This is a genomic window from Streptomyces sp. NBC_00259 (genome assembly GCF_036181745.1).
Lineage (GTDB): Bacteria > Actinomycetota > Actinomycetes > Streptomycetales > Streptomycetaceae > Streptomyces > Streptomyces pratisoli.
The window spans coordinates 131,436-149,589 of record NZ_CP108080.1 but is presented as its reverse complement, the minus strand read 5'-3'; the positions used below and the strand labels follow the sequence as shown (position 1 = coordinate 149,589).

Here is an 18,154-nt window from a genome sequence, read left to right as displayed (position 1 = left end):
TCTGGCCAACCGTCGACAGCGGCCCGCGGGACGGCTGGGTCACCAAGGCGAAGCGGACCGGCGGCGACAAGCGCGGCGAGTGGGAGAGGCCTCCGTACAACCCGATTCCGAGTTCGATGTCGACGAGTCGGGCTACTTCGACGACCTGGACGCCGTCTACGAGCAGGGCGAGCGGGCGCTGGCCGAGTTCCTCCTCGAGATCGAGGAATCCTTGCTCGCCTGCAACCTCGCCGAGGCCGAGCAGACGGCAGCGGATAGCGACGAGTTCATCGCGGTGCGGAAGTGGCTCCTGGATGGCCGGGTCCTGACCGCCGGTGTCGTACAGCAGGACACCGATCTCCTGGTCATGGTCGTCACCGCGCTGGAGAACCCGCGCCCGTGTCCGCGTGACGGTGTTCCACCGAAACCCTTCGTCTGTTGACGTGCGTTCATACATGTGTGGAAGGTGGGGGACCGCCTCCGGAACAGACCTTCAGGGCCGAGGCAGGGGATGGGTGGGGCATGGAAACGATGGTCGACGGTGCGGTGGGCGTGGCACTGCGCGATGGCGGCAGCGAGATGATTCGTCTGTACGTCGCGGCGTGCTCGGAGCGCATGGCACCGCTGTTCATCGGCATGCGGGCGGGGGCGGCGGGACGGGAGGCCGACGTGCACTTCTATGTGGAGTCCGTACGCGACCTCTGGTTTGCCGACCGGCCGCTGGCCGATGCTGCCGAGCGCGTACGCCTGCTGGATCTGTTCCCCGAACTCGAGCCCACCGAGGAGGGGATCACCGATCCCGCCGACACCTACGCCTTCTTCGCCGTCCTCGTCCTGCGCTACGCCTTGCTGGCCAATGGCGCCGGTGATTCCGGAACAGCGGTGTCCTGCGGCCACGCGGCATTGACCGCGATGTGGATGCTGGACCAGAACGTCGCGGGTGCCGACTTCCTGCGCGAGGAACAGCGGCTTCAGGCGCTCTCGGTGACCGGGGACATCGCGGGTCTTTGGGACGCGAGCGTCGTCGCCGGCAGGGAGCGGTTCCGCAGCGTACTGAGCCGCACCACGCGTGGCGCGGGCTGAGCTGCGCAGTTGACCGGACGGGCCAACTGCAGCGCGTTGATGGGTCACCGAGGCTCGCGTCAAGTTGAGAAACCTTGGACCGGCGGGCTGCTCTTCCGCCTAGGATCCCGATCATGTTCAAGTCAGGGGTGGGCTTCCTCGCGTTGTTCGGGCTCGGCTGGTGGCTGCTGGGCTCGAGCGCATTCGACGGGTTGATGCGGCAGGTACTGGTCGTCGTTGGCTGTGCCGTCACGGTGGGGCTGATGCTCGCCGCGCGCCGTTTCCTTCCCGCATCGGCAGGGGGCCCATTCCCCGTTGACCGACGTCGGCGGTTCAACCAGATCAACGCGCTTCAGTGGCTGCTGATCATCGCCATCGTCGTCGTCTGCGGTCGGGTCGGCGTTCCGGTGCTCGTTCCCCCACTGATCGCGGTTGTCGTCGGGCTCCACTTCCTGCCTTTGGCGGCGGTGTTCGAGCAGCCCCGACTGCGCATACCGGCGGCCCTGTTGATCGCTTCCGGGGCGGCAGGCATGACCGTCTGGCTCACGAACGGCCCGGACGAGACCGTTCGCCTCGTGGTGGGCCTTGCTTCTGCGCTCTCCCTGTGGGGCATGGCAACATGGACCGTCGCGGGGGCGGCATCCGCTGCCGAGCAGGAGGCAGGAGAAGAGGTACCTGGCGGCGCGTGACGGCCACCCTGTCCTGTGGAAGTGCGAGTGCGTGAGCGCTGCGGCACTTCACCCTCGACGGCACCGACCACGTCGACCAGGAGCGGGGCAGCATGATCCGCGCTGCATCATCCGGCGAAAGGGCCATGCTGACGACCAGCACCTTCGCGTTCTCGTCGACAGGGCGAACGTTGCCTGATGCGCCACTGGGCTAGGAACGTCGTCCCTGGCCCGTTCCTTCGCTGAGCAAGTAATATGCGGTCCATGTCACGCGCCGCACGGCAGCCGGATGCCCCTGATCGAGTGCTGCAACCCCTCACCCCGGACGAAGAGGCCGTCGTACGGTCCCTTCCGCACCTCATCCACGCCCTGCCGCGCGCCATCGACGCCGACATGGTCCGGGAGCAGAGGCTTTCCCTCATCGAGTACATGGCTCTGGTGCACCTGTCCGAGGCTCCGGACCGTCAGTTGCGCATGGGCGATCTCGCCGACGCCTGTGAGATGTCGCTCAGCGGTATGACGCGTCTGGTGAGCCGGCTGGAGAGCCAAGGGCTCATCCAGCGGGCCAGGTCGGATCAAGACGCCCGTGGCTGGAACGCAATCCTCACGGATGCGGGTCTTGTCCGCCTGGAGGAGGCCTGGCCGGACCATTTGGCCGCCGTCCGCCGCCACTTCCTCGACCACCTGGCGGGCCTGGACCTCAAGAAACTCGCCGTGGCCCTGAACAGCGTCGGTACGTGACCGGGGTACGTGACCGGCGCGGCCACGCCCGCGCGGGCAGCTGGGTCTATCAGGCCCGTTCACGCAGGCGGATGCTGCCCGCCATCGTCCTCCAAGCCGGCGGCGTAGGGCTGTACGCCGGCGCGTAGGAGTGCCGCTCCGAGGACGACAGGTCTACCCGTAACGGCAGACCCAGCGGGTGGTGAGCCGGGCCATGAGGAAGAGTGCACGGTTTCCCTCGTCCGTCCCCAGGACTTCTGGGGCGGTGTACCCCGGCAGCTCCTCGGCCGTCGGGGACCAGCGCAGTACCGTGCCCACCTCCTCATGTCCAATATCTGCCGTTCTGTAATCCTTCGCTGCGGACTCGCCAGATCCGCATGCCCTCGGTGGCGTGAGGGGCGCCTTGCGTCGCCCTCCCGCGACGCCGCCCGCGGCCTTTGGTTGACACTTCAATTACGTTGGGCAAGTATTTGATGCGTCAAGCAATTGGTTGCCCGTCGTGCGATCCGTCGACGTCGGGCGCCCGGGGAGCTCGCAGGAGGAGTCCATGTCGGCCACAGCGTTCGAATTGGGGCTGAACTCGTTCGGGGAGGTCGCCACCGACGGCGGCCGGCCGCTGAGCGATGCCGAGACCGTGCGCCTGCTGATCGAGGAGGCCCGGCTCGCCGAGGCGGTGGGGATCGACGCGTTCAGCGTCGGGGAGCACTACCGCGCAGGTCACAACGACAGCGCCACCCCAGTCCTGCTCGCCGCGATCGCCACCGCGACGGAACGCATCCGGCTCGGCACTTCGGTGACCGTGCTCAGCACCAACGACCCCGTGCGGCTCTACCACGAGTTCTCCACGCTGGACGCCGCCTCGAACGGCCGCGCCCAGCTCGTACTGGGGCGGGCCTCGGCCACGGAGTCGTTCCCGCTGTTCGGCTACGACCTCGCCGACTACGAGGAGCTGTTCGAGGAGAAGCTCGACCTGTTCATGCGCCTCCAGCGCGAGGAGACGGTGACCTGGTCGGGCCGGTTCCGGCCGCCGCTCGTCGAGCAGCGACTGCGTCCCCGGATGCCGCCCGGTGGCATCCCCACCTGGATCGGCGTGGGCGGCAGCCCGAACTCCGTGGTCCGCGCGGCCCGCTACGGCCTGCCACTCATGCTGGCCGTCATCGGTGGACGCCCCCAGCGCTTCGCCGGCCACGTCGAGCTCTACCACCGGACGCTCGAACAGTTCGGGCATGCCATGCAACCCGTCGCCCAGCATTCGCTGGGGCTCATCGCCGAGAGCGACGAGGAGGCGATCGAGACCTGGTGGCGGTACTGGCAGCCGGTCGTCACCGCCCTCGCGGAGGAGCGCGGGTTCTACAAGCCGACCCGCGAGCGCTACCTGGCGGAAGTCGGCAAGGGCGCGCTTTTCGTCGGCTCTCCCGAGACGGTCGCGCGCAAGATCGCCACGATGGCCCGCGATCTGCACCTCAGCCGCTTCGACCTCAAGTACGACGTCATGAACCTTCCCCGCGAAGCCCGGGCCCGCACGATCGAGCTGCTGGGCCGTGAAGTCGCCCCGCGGGTGAGGCAGCTGCTCACGAAGGAGCCCAGCCATGTCTGATCTCGTCTTCGGTCTGGACACGTTCGGCGATGTGCCGACGGACGACTCGGGCCACCCGGTGTCCGATGCGCGGGCCATCCGGCTGGTCCTCGACGAGGCCGTTCTCGCGGAGGAGACCGGCGTCGACGTCCTCGCACTCGGCGAACACCATCGCCCGGAGTTCGCGATCTCCTCTCCGGAGACCGTGCTCGCCGGCATCGCCACACGTACCAGCCGTATCCGCCTCTCCTCCGGCGTGACCGTGCTGAGTTCGGACGATCCGGTCCGCGTGTTCCAGCGGTTCTCGACCGTGGACGCGCTCTCGAACGGCCGGGCCGAGGTCATCCTCGGGCGCGGCTCCTTCACCGAGTCGTTCCCCCTCTTCGGATACGACCTGAGCGACTACGACGTGCTGTTCGAGGAGAAGATCGAGCTTTTCGCCAAGGTGCTGGAGGAGAAGCCGGTCACCTGGAGCGGCACCACGCGGGCTCCGCTCAAGGACGCCGACGTCTTCCCCAGGACCGAGTCCGGGCACCTGAGCACCTGGGTCGGTGTCGGTGGTTCACCCCAGTCGGTCATCCGCACCGCGCGCTACGGCTTCCCGCTCATGATCGCCATCATCGGAGGAAGCCCGGAGCGCTTCGCGCCCTACATCGACCTCTATCAGCGAGCCACCGACACGTTCGGTACGACCGCTCACCCGGTCGGAATGCACTCGCCCGGCTTCATCGCGGACACGGACGAGGAGGCCCGGGAGCTGCACTGGCCCCACTACAAGGTCATCCGTGACCGCATCGGCGCGCTGCGGGGCTGGCCGCCGATCCGCAAGGAGGAGTACGAGGCCGAGATCGAGCACGGCTCGCTCTACATCGGCTCTCCAGAGACGGTCGCCCGCAAGATGGCCCGTGCCATCAAGACGCTCGGCGTCGGCCGTTTCGACCTCATCTACACCACGGGGGCACAGCCGATCAGCGCCCGCCTGCGCACGGTCGAGCTGTACGGCACCAAGGTGCTTCCGATGGTCCGCGACATCCTCGCGGGCTGACGCCATGAATGGAGCACGCATGAACACGACCACCACCGACACCACCGCTGCGGTGCGCACGGTCGGCATCCTGGGTGCGGGGAAGGTCGGTACCGTGCTGGCACGCCTGGCCCTGGCGGCCGGCTATCGCGTACTCGTCGCCGGATCGGGCGACCCGGCCAAGATCGCACTCACCGTCGAAGTGCTCACGCCCGGCGCCGTCCCGGTCACCGCGGCAAGGGCCGCGGCGGAGGCGGATGTCGTCATCCTGGCGCTGCCGCTCGGCAAGTACCGCACCGTGCCGGCGGAGGCGCTGCGGGGCAGGCTCGTCATCGACGCCATGAACTACTGGTGGGAGGTCGACGGCATCCGCGAGGACCTCACCGACCCGCTCACCTCCTCGAGCGAGATCGTGCAGGCGTATCTGCCCGGAGCCCGGGTGGTCAAAGCGTTCAACCACATGGGCTACCACGATCTCGAGGATGGCGCTCAGCCCGTGGGGGCGCTGGGACGCAAGGCGATCGCGATCGCCGGTGACGACCCGGACGACCTGGCCACCGTCGCGGACCTCGTCACCGCTTTCGGCTTCGACCCCGTCATGGCAGGTCCCCTCGCCGACGGAGTACGGCTCGAACCGGGCACCGAGCCTTTCGGTGCGAACGTCGATGCCGGGGAGCTGCGTGCGATGCTCGTCCGCTTCACGGAATCGGAGCGCGGACGGGCCGTGACCAGCGCGAGGGCGGCCGCCTCGGCGTCGAGCGGCCGGGCAGCCTGACCGCCAAGCTGTGCTTGGCGCCCATACGGCGCTTGGCCGTCGGCGTCTGCGGCCGGCCATGTCGGCGCGCTGGTCCTCGGCGAGTTCATGACGCCTTCTCCCGTTGGGCGTTGGTCGGCGTTCCGTGCCCCGCGTGGACGTATGACGGGAGTGCGGTGCCGTCGGGCAGCAGTTCGCCGCCGTCCTCGAAGCGCACGACTTTGTTGCACAGCAGGTACCAACCCTGCTCGGGGTGAGGTACGAGGATCCGGGCGGCGTCGCGCTGGGGCGACTTCGCTCCCGGGCACCGCGGCTGGTGTTCACACATGGCTGACTCCTTGTCACTTTGGCCTGATGCGGTGTCGTTGTGAGGAATGGGCGCGTGTGGACTGCCTCCCCTTCGGCCGTCGGTGGTGCCGTTCCTCTTCCGGTTGCCCGCCATGGGACGTGGCGGGAGTGGGGCGGCCGCAGGAGTCACGACGAAGGCCGGTCATGATGTGTGCCCTTGGACGGACGGCGACTGCGGGGCGTCGCAGGCCGTTGCGCGGCCATGAGACGCAGCCGTCCGGGCTCCGGCGGATCCCGTGGCGGAATCCACGTGATGCTCTGCGGTGGGCGGGGCGGACTGTTCAGGGGTGATGGCGGGGGAGCGGCGGTTGATCAGCAGCACGCCGATGATGATGACGGCGCCGCCTGCCACCTCGAGGAGGTGGGGGACTTCGGACAGCCAGACGAAGGAGACGACGAGGGTGACCGGCGGTACCAGGTACAGGGCCGCGGTGGAGACGGACAGCGGCAGCCGGGCCACGGCGTAGCCCCAGATGACGAACCCCAGGGCCGAGGGCAGAAGGCCGAGGTAGGCCACCGAGATCAGTGCCCCCGTCGGGGCGCTGGCGACGGCGCGCAGTGTCGCCGGGAGCAACGGCAGGGCGAAGACGGTGCCCGCCACCATCGCGTACGTCGCGACCTCCACGCCGCTGTAACGGCGCAGGAGGGGCTTCGAGACGACGTGGTACACGCCCTGCACGACGGCGGCGGCGAGGACCACGAGCGCACCGGCGGAGAAACCCGTGGAGCCTCCTGCGAACGCGACGATCACGGAACCGCCGATGGCGACACCGCTGCCGATGACGACACGGCGCGTCACCGGTTCGGACAGGAACGTCCTGCCTAGCAGGACGCTGAAGACCGGAGCGACGGAGATCAGCATGCTCGCGGTGCCCGCGGACACATGGACCTCGCCCCAGTTCAGCAGTACTTGGTAGGCGGTCATGCCGGTCGCGCCGGCGAGTGCGATCAGCGGCAGGTCCCGGGACCGGGGGCGGCGGACCCCGAGGAACGGCGCGACCACCATCAGAGCCACGGCGGCGATGGCCAGCCGCAGGAAGGACAGCGCCGCCACACCCAGGCCGTCCACGCCGACCCGGATGGCCGGGAATGCGGAGGCCCAGAGCACGACGACGCCCACGAGTGCGAGGAAGCTGCGGGAGGTGATGTGTGCGTTCACATCTCCTACGGTGCGCCTCACAAAGCAGAAGGTCCAGTTAGTTGTTTTTGCTGGATCATAAAGTGATCCTGAATTGAGAGAGGTGCGAGGTGGTGACTCAGGGCGACCGGCGGGCCCTGGCGGAGGCCGGCGGCAAGGGCCTGCTCCCCGCCATCAGGCCCTTCGGTATGCGGCGCCTTCAGCCGTGTTCCGCCTCGAGGGTCGTGGTGGTTTCGGCTGCTGCCTGCTGCAGGAGCTCCGCGAGGTGGCGGATGTCGGGGCGGCGGGATGTGCCGCTGCGGCTGACGGTGTAGACGCTGCGGGTGACGGGGCGCTGCAGGCGGTGCAGGCTGATCGGCCCTTGTGTGGCGTCCGGGAGGGTCATGCGGGGCAGCAGGGCCGCCCCCGCGCCTGCGGCGACCAGCGCCGCCAGCACGGAGAAGTCGCCGCTGCGGGCCCGGATGGCCGGAACGAATCCGGCTGCGCCGCAGGCCCGCTGGGTCATCTCGTAACAGGACGTCTCCGGGCCCGGTGTGAGCCAGGGGATGCCGGAAACGCGCGCGAGATCCACGGGCTCACCCGGCACGATTCCCATGCGGGAGGCGTGATCGGGGTGGAGCGCGAGCAGGACGGGTTCCTCGAGAAGCTTGGTCTGCTCGCATCCGCTGGGAAAGTCCCGCGGCAGCACCGTGTACCCGTGGACGACGGCCAGATCGACGTTCCGGCGGCGCAACGTCTCCAGTGCGGCGTCGGGCTCCTGCTCGACGAGCTCCAGCGTCAGCGAGACGTCGGCTTCCTCCCCCGTGCCGAGGATGCGCTTCCAGAGCGGAGCGATCAGCGTGCGGGCCGCGGAGGCGAAGGCGGCGACGCGCACGGTGCCATGACCGCCACCGCGGATGGCCTCCAGGTCGGACTCGGCGGCCGCCAGATCACTCAGCACGATCTCGGCGTGGGACACCAGCAGCTCACCGACCGCGGTCAGGCGCAGGGTACGCCCCTGCTTCTCCACGACGGGCAGCCCCACTTCCCGCTCCAGCGCCGCGAGTTGCTGCGAGATGGCGGGCGCGGTCAGATGCAGCGCCTGGGCTGCGGCCGCGACCGTACCGTAGGTGGAGAGGTACTGCAGGATCCTCAGTCGTCGCACGTCAAGCATGAAGACATCCTTATGCGTAGCGCCTGGACCATCAAGCCTAACCTCTCCGGCGTTCGTCGGTCCGGTCGCGCGGCTCTCACGGCGCCGTGTCACTGCCAGAGCCCGCCGGTCTCCCCAGGTCGTGGGGCCGTGTGTTCGCCGGGAGCGTCAGCCCGAGTGCCCGGGCCGGTGCTGCTCCCTGCCGCGGACGGCAGGAACAGTCGCCCGACGCCGTCCTCGTGGCCGGGCCGCCCACGACATCGGTACGTACCGTGCGACGTGGGCCCCGGCGCGGGCGGCAGGAGCGGCACGGCTATGACCTCTGGTTATGCTCCGCATTGCGTGGCGCCATGTCGCTCGCGGTCAGTGGCGCCTGCCTGCCCCCGGCGAGAGCCGTGACGAATTCCTCCAGGTCGGCTCCCAAGGGCGTGCCGGAATCCCAGACGGCCTCGTAGGCGATCTCGACGGGTGCCCCGGCCGCCAGGAGGGGGCGGCAACTGGAGTGTTCGAGCGCGACCTTGGAACGTGGCAGCAGTGCCGCGCCCAGCCCGATCGCCGCCCACTCGTCCACCGCCCGGAAGCTGGCGGCTTCGCCCGGGTAGGTGTGCAGCGTCAGGTCGTGGCTGTGGAAGAGCTCGGTCGTGAAGGTGGTCAGTCCGCAGGTGCGGGGGCCGAGGATGTAGGCGGCGTCGGCCACGGCCTGGAGCTCGGCGGGGCTGTCGTCTCCGGGGGTGTCGGGGTCGATCACGACCACGGGTTCGCGAGCGACCACGCGGTGCCGGAAGGTGGGCAGGCCGGGCACGGCGGGGACGAGGACGATGTCCAGACGGCCTGCCTCGAGGTCGCCGCTCAGGGGTTCGAGGTCCGCCTCGCGCAGGACCAGTTCGCGCGGACGCTCCAGGGCGCGGGCGGCTTCGAAGGCGCGGGCGACGAGGTCGGCCCCGATCAGCGGTGACACGCCCATGCGGATCGTTTCCGTGACCGGATGGGCCAGCCGCCTGGTCTCCGCGACGAGTTGGTCGAGGGCGCTGAGGACGTGGTCGATCAAGGGCAGGGCCCGTGCGCCGTGTGCGGTGGGCCTGACCCCGCGTGGTGAGCGGTCGAAGAGCTTGACGCCGAGCTCGGCCTCCAGCCGGGCGACGCCGTTCGACAGGGCCGGCTGGGTCACCCCGTAAGCGCGTGCGGCGTCACTGAAGGACTTCGTCCGGGAGACGGCCTGGGCGTAGCGCAACGCCTCGATGTTCACGATTCTCTCCTCCAAGCCATAGCCAGACGTTATGCCCGCATTCCTTATGATCCTCTACCGCAGACAAGCGGAGCACTCTACGGTCGAAGGCGTCCCCGGTCAGCGGCCGCGCCGGTCCAGGGTAGCTCAGCTGCTCTTCATGATGGGCAAACAATTACTAACTGGACCTTTCGCTTCATGTCGCACATCCTCGGTGAGGTGAGCGCACGCAGCGGCTTCCGCAGGCTCCTCGCCATGCACATGCCTTAGGCCGGCGAGGCGACCACATCTCCCGCGTGGATCTGTGGACGCTGACATGCCTCAACTGCGCAGGCAGCCGTACATCCGTGCCTGATTGCAGTCCCACCGGAACGACGGGCTGTCCGGACGCCACCGTACGAGATCACGAGAGCCGTACGAGAGCCGTGCGAGAGCCCGTACGAGAACCGGTACGGCTCCCCTCGGTCCCTCCATCCCCCATCGAACACGCACCAAGGAGCACACGTCATGCCCAACAGCACCCCCGACTTCACCGGGCAGAAGGTCGTCGTGATCGGCGGTACCAGCGGTATGGGGCTGGCCGTCGCCCGCCGCGTCCTCGACGGCGGCGGCAGCGCCGTCGTCACCGGCCGGTCCGAGACCAGCGCTTCCCAAGCGGTGGCCGACCTGACCGGATCCGGACACGCCGTCGGTCTGGCCGCCGACCTCTTCGACCATGCTGCCGTGGACCGCCTGCGCGACATTCTGACCGAGCAGCACGCCGACGCCACCCTGCTCGTCAACGCCGCCGGCATCTTCGAGCCGAAGTCCTTCCTGGAGCACACCCAGGAGGACTACGAGCGCTACCAGGCCATCACCCGGGCCTTCTACTTCGTCACCCAGACCGTCGCCGGCAACATGATCGCCCGCGGCAACAAGGGCGCCATCGTCAACATCGGCGGCATGCTGGCTCACCAGGCCATGGCCGCCACCCCCTCGTCGGCCTACTCCGTGGCCAAGGCCGGCCTGCACTCCCTCACCCAGCACCTGGCCATGGAACTCGCCCCGCACGGCATCCGGGTCAACACCGTGGCCCCCGCCGTGGTGCGGACCCCCATCTACGAGGCGTTCATCCCGAAGGGCGAGATCGACTCCGCCCTCGACGCGTTCAACACCTTCCACCCCCTCGGCCGCATCGGAACCCCCGACGACGTCGCACCCATCGTCGCCTTCCTCCTGTCCGGCCAGGCCGACTGGGTCACCGGCGCCACCTGGGACGTCGACGGCGGCGTCAGGGCCGGGCGCAACCAGTACTGACCGGCCGCCACCCCCTCTTCCTCAGACACCCAGCCGGCCCGCGGGACGCCACTGCGTCCCGCCCCACCCCGGCCGACAGCACAGGAGCGCACCGTGTCCTACCACGAGCACACCGACCACCAGTACGCCAAGCACATCCGCGCCGGCGCCCCCGAGGCCTTCAAGGCGTTCATGGCCTGGGACAACCACGTCCTGCGCGGCCGGGACAACGCCATCCCGCCCAAGTACACCGAACTCATGGCCGTGGCCGTGGCATTGACCACCCAGTGCGCGTACTGCATCGAGGCTCACACCAAGGCCGCACATTCCGCAGGCGCGACCCAGCAGGAACTGGCGGAGACCGTCATGACCACCGCGGCGCTGCGTGCCGGCGGCGGCTACGCCCACGGCTTCATGGCCATGAAGTTCTTCGACCAGGCCGAGAAGAACGACACCCAGTGACGAGACGTCCCCTCGGACTTCGGCGGACCGTGCTCAGATCGCTTTTCCCTTCAGAGGTTCTTAAAAATGAACAAGTAATAACTAAATGAACCTTTCGTCATGATGGGTGCACCGTTCAAGAGGTGTGAACGCACGTATCCGCTTCCGCGGTTTCGTGCTCCGTGCAGACAGCGGTCGTGCCCTGCGGGCACTTCGCGCGACCCGGGCGGCGAGTTGTCGCCGAAATGCGTGCTCGAGCCTGTGGCGGGACCTACCGTGCCTGCCGGTGATCCCCCGGTTTCCGCAGATGTGTCAGATGTGTCAGATGTGCAGCTCGACACCGTGGACACCCGGATCCGAACTTCAGTGGCCAGTGGCAGTAGCAACGGTTGCTGACAGAACGGCAAAGGAGTAAGCGATCATGGAAATGAAACTAGAGGTCGTCGTGATCCCGGTCGCGGACGTCGACCGGGCCAAGAACTTCTACGCGGGGCTGGGGTGGCGGCCGGACGGCGACTTCGTCGTCGATGAGGGCTTCCGCGTGGTGCAGTTCACCCCGCCCGGTTCCTTGTGCTCGGTCATCTTCGGCACCGGTGTCACCTCGGCGGCGCCGGGCTCTGCCCAGGGCCTGTACCTCGTCGTGACGGACATCGATGCGGCCCGAACTGAACTCCGCGACCGCGGCGCCGAGGTGAGTGAGGTGTTTCATGACGTGAGCGGTGTGTTCGATCGTGCCGGGACCGCCGGCCGAGTGCCCGGTCCGGACCCCGAACGCCGCAGTTACCTGTCCTTCGCTTCCTTCACCGACCCGGACGGCAACGGCTGGGTGCTGCAGGAGATCACGGAACGATTCCCCGGCCGGTGACAGCGGGCGAGGAATCGCCTCAGCGCGAGTCCTCGTTCCGTGGTTCGCCTCGGTCATGGGGTGGCGGGCCTGGGCGACCAGGCTCTGCTGTGCCTGAGCGAGTCGTGTCCGGGGGTCTGCCGGTGCGGCCAGGTCACCCTTGATCTGGGCGACGACCTTGAAGTAGCGGATGGGTCCGCCTGGTTCGCAGGGCGCACACCTTCACCTCGGTCGGCGAGGCCTGGGTGGGGGTGTCTGGATCAGCAGCGCCGATCCAGACACCCCCACCCCTGGCGCCTCAGCTGCCGCGGACTCCGACCTCGCGGAGCGAATAGCCCCACTTGGTGCCGCGCTCCAGCCCGTGGACGCGTACGTAGCGGGCCGACGTCGCGCTGAACTGCGCCGTGTCCAGTCCTCCGTCACCGGCGGTCGTGGACCATACGGACTGCCAGTTCGTGCCGTCGGCGGAGATCTCGATGCGGTACGCCTTCGCGTAGGCGCGTTCCCAGTCGAGGGTGACGCGCCCGACCACTCTCGCGGACCCGAGGTCGACGGTGAGGGACTGGTCGTCGCTCCAGTCGCTGGCCCAGCGGGTGGCCGTGTCGCCGTCGACGGCCCTGCCGGGTGCGTAGCTCGTGAACGGGTTCCACTCCGAGGAGCTGGCCGAGGCGGAGGCGCCTGCGGCGAGGTTCACCCCGGGCCGGTGGTCCTCGGAGGCCTTCCAGGTGCGGAGGTAGGACTCGGCGCCACGCATGAGGTCGTCCACGACCTCCTTGCCGCCGACGACGCGTATGTCCTCCAGCCAGTCCGGGACGAGACCGTAGTGCGCGGCGCCGTCGGTGTTGAGGTCCCAGGTGCGCTCACCGGTGGTCTGCCTGTCGAGGACCGCGCTGCCGTCGGCGCTTCGGAAGGGGTAGCGCACCGGGTTCGGGGTGGTGGCGCCGCGGGGGCCGGGCCAGCCGCCGACGCCGTTCATGTCGGTGCCGTAGCCGTAGCCGACGTCGTACTTCTCGCGCAGCGCCTGCGTACGCTTCGCTTCGTCGATGAACCCCTCGGAGCCGTGCATGTACTGGGCGATGAAGCCGCCGAGACGGTAGACGCGCTCAGTCCAGTTGAGGTCCATCCAGCTGTGCGAGGAGATCACCCCGGGGTACGCCTCGGACTCCAGGATGTCCAGAGCCCGGCCCGCGGCCTTGACCCCCATGTGGTCGATCTCCAGCATCATGCCGCGCTTCATCATGCCGCGCACGGCGTACTCGCCCAGTGCGCTCAGACCGCGGGTGTTGCACTGGGCGTCCGCGGCGTACGACGGGACCGTGACGCCCTGCGGGAGTTTCTTCTCCGCCTCGGGCGCCTGTGCGCTGCCGATGGGGTTGTCGTGCTGCGGGCCCGTGCACTTCTCGGTCTTCCAGAAGGTGCCGGTCGACAGGAACTGGCCGACGTTGATCGCCGTGCCGAGAGTGCCCGAGTCGAACCGGACGCCGCACAGGGCGTTGTCGAACTTGTGGCACAGGAACATGCTGCGCACGCCCAGCGCGTGCAGCTCGTCCAGGCCGCGGTCGATGTCGTCCTGCCCGCACTGGGCGATGTCCAGGATCTGCTTGCAGCCGAACGGCTCGGAGGTCTCGACCCCGAGCACGACCGCCAGCTTGCCCTGCTGGATGACCTGGCGGGCCTGCGCGGCATCGGTGACGATCCTGAACCAGCCCTTGCCCGGGCCGCCGTACATCGTGTCGATGTGGGCCTGCATGTCGTACGTCTTCTGCGCCTGCAGGCGGATGGAGGTCATCTCGTCGCAGCTGCGGTCCTTGAAGAAGTAGACCGAGCAGATCACGCCGTTGGTGACGAGGTCGTTGACGAGCACCCGCTGACCACCGCGCCAGGCCCGCTCGACCCATGCGTAGTAGTTCTGCTGGTGGGTCAGCGAGTCATGGGCCGGCCAGTCCTTGAACGTCGGCCACCCGTTGGGGTCGTGCTTGCCGTCGCCGCCCTTGGTGATGAAGTCGAAGATCGCGAGCGAGCCGTCGGGGTAGTGCTCGGGACAGTCCTTGAGCGCGTCGGCGATGCCCTTCTCGGAGAACGGCTTGCCGCAGATGAGCCGGCCGCCGAAGGCCTCGTTGGACATCAGATGGTTGTGCGCGTCGACGAAGCCCCGTACCTGTCCCTGGGGGCCGGTCCCTTTGAAAGGCTCGCCCGTGACGTTGATCTCGGAGTCGGGTGCGGGCCGCGCGGCCGGGGTCCACCAGCCGGGCTCCGCCGACGAGCCGGGCTCCGCCGACGAGCCGGGCTCCGCCGACGAGCCGGGTGCCGTGCCGAGGACACCGGCCAACACGATGAGGAGCAGGGACAGAACCGCAGTGGACCTACCTCTGCGGCGAGGGTGCCGAATCATGGTCATCACTCATGCCTTCGTTGTCATGGCGCGTCCTGTGGGGGATGGTGCGGTAGGGAATGGTGCCCGTCCCGGGTGCAGGCCGCCAGGGTCTCTTCACCGGATTCCGCCGCTGCGCCGAGGATTGACAGAAAGGCGACTCCGGCTGTGGCAGAAGTGCCTGATGGTGCGTGACGGACGAGCAGGACGCGCTCCTTGCCAACGACGGTGAGCTTCTCGAGATCGAGATCCACCACCGGGACCGGTCTGCGGACGGCACGGCTGGCGATCCGCCGGGACTCGGCAGCACGTCATGATGTGCCCGCAGGCACGGGAACTCAAGGCTGTGGACGGTCGGTTCGCCGGCCGGCCCGGGCCTCCGCGCAGCAGGGGGACGAGCCCTTGCGCATGCGGGAAGCCAGGCGAGTCCAGGGGAGGCCGGGGGAGTCCAGGCAGGCCCCGCTTCCTCTCCGCCCGTACGAGCACGTGCCACGCCCGGATCTGACCCTTCACGGTGTCGGCACACCATGTGCCCGGGAGATCCACTCGCGGGTGTCCAGGCCATGACAAGCTCCTTGGCTTGAACTCCCTGTCATCACCCGTCTGTCAGGCACACCTCAACGTCCGGCTGATAGCCGTGCCTTGGGTGCTCGTGCCTGCTCCGAGCGAGAGGACACCCCCCACACCATGTCCACTCACCGTCAGCGCCGCCCCTGGCGCCGGCCCGTCCTGGCCGTTGTAGCGGTCGGCGCTGTTGCCCTGCCCGCAGCGGCCTTCGCCACCGGCACCCCCTCCACCCCACCCGAACTCCGCCCGGCAGCCGCACCGCTGGACGACACCTACTACGAGGGAGCCGTCGGCAAGACCGGCGAAGAGCTGAAGACCGCACTCAACACGATCATCAGCGAGCAGACAAAGCTGTCCTACGACGAGGTCTGGGACGCGCTGAAGACCACCGACGAGGACCCCGGCAACGCGTCCAACGTCATTCTCGTCTACTCCGGCCGGTCGCAGTCGAAAGACGCCCACGGCGGCGGCGCGGACGACTGGAACCGCGAACACGTCTGGGCCAAGTCTCACGGCGACTTCGGCACCGCGACCGGCCCCGGGACCGACATCCACCACCTCCGGCCGGAGGACGTGACGGTCAACTCCACCCGCGGCAACCTCGACTTCGACAACGGCGGCGACCCGGTCGACGAGGCCCCTGGCAGCCGCTCCGACGGCGACTCGTTCGAGCCCCGTGACGAGGTCAAGGGCGACGTCGCCCGCATGATCCTCTACATGGCCGTCCGCTACGAAGGCGCCGACGGCTTCCCCGACCTCGAACCCAACGACCAGGTCGACAACGGCTCCGCGCCGGCCATGGGACGCCTGTCCGTCCTCAAGCAGTGGAACGACCAGGACCCACCGGACGCCTTCGAGAAGACCCGCAACGACAAGATCTTCAGCATCCAGAAGAACCGCAACCCATTCATCGACCACCCCGAATGGGCGAACGAGATCTGGAAGTAGCGTCCCAGCACTCAGGACCGGCCCCCGGCGCCGTATCGGCTCGGGGGCTGCCTTGGGTGTGTTCGATGAGCCGACCGCGTTCGAAGCAGGCTCCGGCTCGGACGCGCGGATTTGATGGGGCTCACTGGAAGCTGAGACGGTGCGGGTGGGTCGGGTCGGTCGGGCACGTGTGGACGCGCATCTGGCCGCGGCCGAGATAGACGCCGACGGGATCGATGACTCGCGGGTCCTCGTCGGCGCGGTCCTCGACGGGCAGCCAGCTTCGTGAAGCGCCGTCGTACTCCCATGTGTCGACGGTGAGCAGCGGAGGCATCGGCGTCCCGCACCGGGCGCAGTCGACGGGGGCGGGGCCGGTCAGGTGCCAGGAGGCGTAGCCGCCGACCTTCCAGCCGGGGGCGACGGACAGATCGCTCATGTAGTCGATCTCGTCCGGTTCCTCGGCGCGGGCGGCGGCCATCGCCGCTTCGTACTCCTCGTAGGTGGCGTAACTCGCCGGAGCCGAGGAGTCGGAAGCGTCCTCGCCGTCCTCGGCGTCCCCCTCGTCCAGGAGGCCCTCCTCCCACTCGGCGATCTCCTCCTGGAGGTCCTCACCCAGCAGGCCGAGATACTCGTGCTCCACGACCTGCTCCGGGTGGAGGACACACGTGGACGGCACGCACTCCTCGCGGCCCACGACCGGCGGTTGGGGCTGCGGCGTCAGCACGGCGCCGACATCCTCCGCCCGGCGCCACTTGAGGACCACGTCGATCGTGCGATCCGGGCCGTGTACCTCGAAGGGGCACCAGAACACCTGGAGCAGGTCGCATCCGTCCGGTCCCCTCAGGTCCGGCACGTCCCGTGTGCGGAGCTGAGCCACGGCCAGCAGCGGCAGCGGGTCGGCATCGCCCAGATCGGGGAAGTGGACTCCGGACGCCATTGCCGCCAGGAGCAGTTGCTCCTGGTCGGTGTGGTCCCGTCCTCGCGCCTCGTCCTGGATGCGCCGCCGCAGGTGTACGTCGGACAGGAGGTGGCCCGTGCCCTTGACGTGGACCGCGGTGCAGACCGGCCACGGTTCGTCGGCCGGCCACAGCAGCGGTCCGGCGAGCGAACTCTCCCCGGTCTTGGGCGCACCAGGCCGCGGATGCAGCCGTGTCGCAGTCCGCCGGTGGGCGGCGAGTGCAGGGAAGACCGCCTCGATGTCGACAGGGCGCGGTGGCGTGGTGCGGGTCATGTGAGTCCTCCAACGCTGTTCGGCGCCGAGGCTACATATGCCGGTCCGGACGTTGCCGGCGGGGTTCTGCAGGCTGTGGGAGAAGCTGAAGCCCTGTCGCCGAACGCGGTGGGGAGCGTCCCGTCGGCGTCCAGGTGCAGCCGGGTGGGGTGGAAGCACCGGGGCCACGTCACCGCCCACGCCGGGCATCACGAGGGGCCGGCTCTTCCCTCACCTACGCGGTCGAACGGGCTGAGGGTGCTCCCGTGCGCGGCCTCGGGGCCAGTGCCGCGCGCAGCGCCGGGGTGAGGATGTGACGGATCTCGGACGGGGTGAGAGCGGCGGGGGTGGGGAGGGGGTTGAGGTAGCGGGTGTAGATGAGGCCGCCGAGGATCGTCACCACGGCCGTGGCGCGGGCGGTCGCGTCCCGACCGCCGAGAAATTCAACAAGCCGGGCCAGCAGCTCGTGTTCCAGGTATTCGCGGATCACCTCGATGGCCTCGTCGCTCTGGGTGGTGAGCTGCTGGAATCCGGCGTCCTCCCACAGGCCGGTCACCGCGTCGATCAGACGGTCGGGGAGGGTGGCCGGGTCGCCGCCGAGGACGTCGTCCACCGCCAGCGCATTGGCGCACTGGAACTGCATCACGTCCCCGAACAGGCCCTTCTTCGAGCCGAAGTGGTACGCGATCAGCGCCGGGTCGACCCCGGCGGCCCCGGCCACCGCGCGCAGGGTGGTGCTCCGGTAGCCGTGCTCCAGGAACAGCGAACGGGCCGCCGAGACGATCGACTCGCGGGTCGGCGGGTTGCCGCGGGGGCGGCCTCGGGTGCGGGCGGGGGCTGGAGCGGCGTTATTCATCAGCATTGAGCCTGCGTTCGGTGAGCAGCACAGTCAA

The 18,154-nt window shown here is 68.9% G+C and carries 20 protein-coding genes; 12 read left to right on the top strand and 8 right to left on the bottom strand.

Translation table 11 applies throughout. The annotated features are described in order from the left end of the window. Positions 1–79: 79 nt before the first annotated feature. From OG766_RS00785 to OG766_RS00765, 5 genes are all read left to right on the top strand, one after another. Complete coding sequence (locus OG766_RS00785) at positions 80–421, top strand: hypothetical protein (protein WP_328724267.1); 342 nt, start codon at positions 80–82, stop codon at positions 419–421. 89 nt (positions 422–510) lie between these two features. Beyond that, positions 511–1,062, top strand: a complete 552-nt coding sequence (locus OG766_RS00780; protein ID WP_266377836.1) for a hypothetical protein — start codon at positions 511–513, stop codon at positions 1,060–1,062. 113 nt (positions 1,063–1,175) lie between these two features. Further along, complete coding sequence (locus OG766_RS00775) at positions 1,176–1,730, top strand: hypothetical protein (protein WP_328724266.1); 555 nt, start codon at positions 1,176–1,178, stop codon at positions 1,728–1,730. A 243-nt stretch (positions 1,731–1,973) separates the two neighbouring features. Continuing rightward, complete coding sequence (locus OG766_RS00770; protein ID WP_266377840.1) at positions 1,974–2,450, top strand: MarR family winged helix-turn-helix transcriptional regulator; 477 nt, start codon at positions 1,974–1,976, stop codon at positions 2,448–2,450. Then, the gene (locus OG766_RS00765) at positions 2,447–2,578 is read left to right on the top strand and encodes a hypothetical protein (protein ID WP_266377842.1); all 132 of its coding nucleotides are present in this window, start codon (positions 2,447–2,449) and stop codon (positions 2,576–2,578) included. The genes OG766_RS00770 and OG766_RS00765 overlap by 4 nt, the downstream gene beginning before the upstream one ends. A gap of 25 nt (positions 2,579–2,603) precedes the next feature. Here the strand turns inward: OG766_RS00765 and OG766_RS00760 are convergent, their stop codons facing one another. Next, positions 2,604–2,747: a hypothetical protein gene (locus OG766_RS00760; protein ID WP_266377845.1), complete on the bottom strand. Its 144-nt coding sequence runs from the start codon at positions 2,745–2,747 to the stop codon at positions 2,604–2,606. 229 nt (positions 2,748–2,976) lie between these two features. Here OG766_RS00760 and OG766_RS00755 point away from each other — a divergent pair, with 229 nt between their 5' ends. Genes OG766_RS00755 through OG766_RS00745 form a run of 3 tightly spaced genes read left to right on the top strand, consistent with a single transcriptional unit; the run spans position 2,977 to position 5,804 of the window. Then, on the top strand, positions 2,977–4,026 hold the full coding sequence (locus tag OG766_RS00755) for an LLM class flavin-dependent oxidoreductase (RefSeq protein ID WP_328724265.1): 1,050 nt from the start codon (positions 2,977–2,979) through the stop codon (positions 4,024–4,026). Continuing rightward, on the top strand, positions 4,019–5,050 hold the full coding sequence (locus OG766_RS00750; RefSeq protein WP_266377853.1) for an LLM class flavin-dependent oxidoreductase: 1,032 nt from the start codon (positions 4,019–4,021) through the stop codon (positions 5,048–5,050). The genes OG766_RS00755 and OG766_RS00750 overlap by 8 nt, the downstream gene beginning before the upstream one ends. 19 nt (positions 5,051–5,069) lie before the next feature. Next, on the top strand, positions 5,070–5,804 hold the full coding sequence (locus OG766_RS00745) for an NADPH-dependent F420 reductase (RefSeq protein ID WP_266377856.1): 735 nt from the start codon (positions 5,070–5,072) through the stop codon (positions 5,802–5,804). Positions 5,805–5,889: 85 nt separating this feature from the next. Here the strand turns inward: OG766_RS00745 and OG766_RS00740 are convergent, their stop codons facing one another. From OG766_RS00740 to OG766_RS00725, 4 genes are all read right to left on the bottom strand, one after another. Beyond that, complete coding sequence (locus OG766_RS00740) at positions 5,890–6,111, bottom strand: DUF5999 family protein (protein WP_328724264.1); 222 nt, start codon at positions 6,109–6,111, stop codon at positions 5,890–5,892. Between the two features lie 162 nt (positions 6,112–6,273). Next, positions 6,274–7,290, bottom strand: a complete 1,017-nt coding sequence (locus tag OG766_RS00735; protein WP_266377861.1) for a DMT family transporter — start codon at positions 7,288–7,290, stop codon at positions 6,274–6,276. Positions 7,291–7,468: 178 nt separating this feature from the next. Then, positions 7,469–8,422: a LysR family transcriptional regulator gene (locus tag OG766_RS00730; protein ID WP_266377863.1), complete on the bottom strand. Its 954-nt coding sequence runs from the start codon at positions 8,420–8,422 to the stop codon at positions 7,469–7,471. 292 nt (positions 8,423–8,714) lie between these two features. Continuing rightward, positions 8,715–9,647, bottom strand: a complete 933-nt coding sequence (locus OG766_RS00725; protein ID WP_328724263.1) for a LysR family transcriptional regulator — start codon at positions 9,645–9,647, stop codon at positions 8,715–8,717. A 486-nt stretch (positions 9,648–10,133) separates the two neighbouring features. On the opposite strand from OG766_RS00725, the gene OG766_RS00720 reads away from it, so the two are divergent. The 3 genes from OG766_RS00720 (at position 10,134) to OG766_RS00710 (ending at position 12,207) form a co-directional block, all read left to right on the top strand. Continuing rightward, positions 10,134–10,922: an SDR family NAD(P)-dependent oxidoreductase gene (locus tag OG766_RS00720; protein WP_328724262.1), complete on the top strand. Its 789-nt coding sequence runs from the start codon at positions 10,134–10,136 to the stop codon at positions 10,920–10,922. 93 nt (positions 10,923–11,015) lie between these two features. Continuing rightward, positions 11,016–11,363: a carboxymuconolactone decarboxylase family protein gene (locus OG766_RS00715; RefSeq protein ID WP_328724261.1), complete on the top strand. Its 348-nt coding sequence runs from the start codon at positions 11,016–11,018 to the stop codon at positions 11,361–11,363. A 400-nt stretch (positions 11,364–11,763) separates the two neighbouring features. Next, positions 11,764–12,207: a VOC family protein gene (locus OG766_RS00710; RefSeq protein ID WP_266377874.1), complete on the top strand. Its 444-nt coding sequence runs from the start codon at positions 11,764–11,766 to the stop codon at positions 12,205–12,207. A 277-nt stretch (positions 12,208–12,484) separates the two neighbouring features. On the opposite strand, the gene OG766_RS00705 is transcribed toward OG766_RS00710, so the two are convergent. Further along, positions 12,485–14,584 (bottom strand): discoidin domain-containing protein, encoded by a 2,100-nt coding sequence (locus OG766_RS00705; protein WP_328724260.1) that lies wholly within the window; start codon positions 14,582–14,584, stop codon positions 12,485–12,487. Between the two features lie 660 nt (positions 14,585–15,244). On the opposite strand from OG766_RS00705, the gene OG766_RS00700 reads away from it, so the two are divergent. Continuing rightward, entirely contained in the window at positions 15,245–16,072 is an 828-nt protein-coding gene (locus tag OG766_RS00700; RefSeq protein WP_328724259.1) for an endonuclease I family protein, read from the top strand. 121 nt (positions 16,073–16,193) lie between these two features. Here OG766_RS00700 and OG766_RS00695 read toward each other — a convergent pair whose 3' ends face one another. Both OG766_RS00695 and OG766_RS00690 read right to left on the bottom strand, forming a co-directional pair. Continuing rightward, a complete protein-coding gene (locus tag OG766_RS00695) occupies positions 16,194–17,282 on the bottom strand; it encodes a hypothetical protein (protein ID WP_328724258.1) in 1,089 nt (362 codons plus the stop codon). A 214-nt stretch (positions 17,283–17,496) separates the two neighbouring features. Further along, positions 17,497–18,117 (bottom strand): TetR/AcrR family transcriptional regulator, encoded by a 621-nt coding sequence (locus tag OG766_RS00690; protein ID WP_328724257.1) that lies wholly within the window; start codon positions 18,115–18,117, stop codon positions 17,497–17,499. Positions 18,118–18,154: the final 37 nt, after the last annotated feature.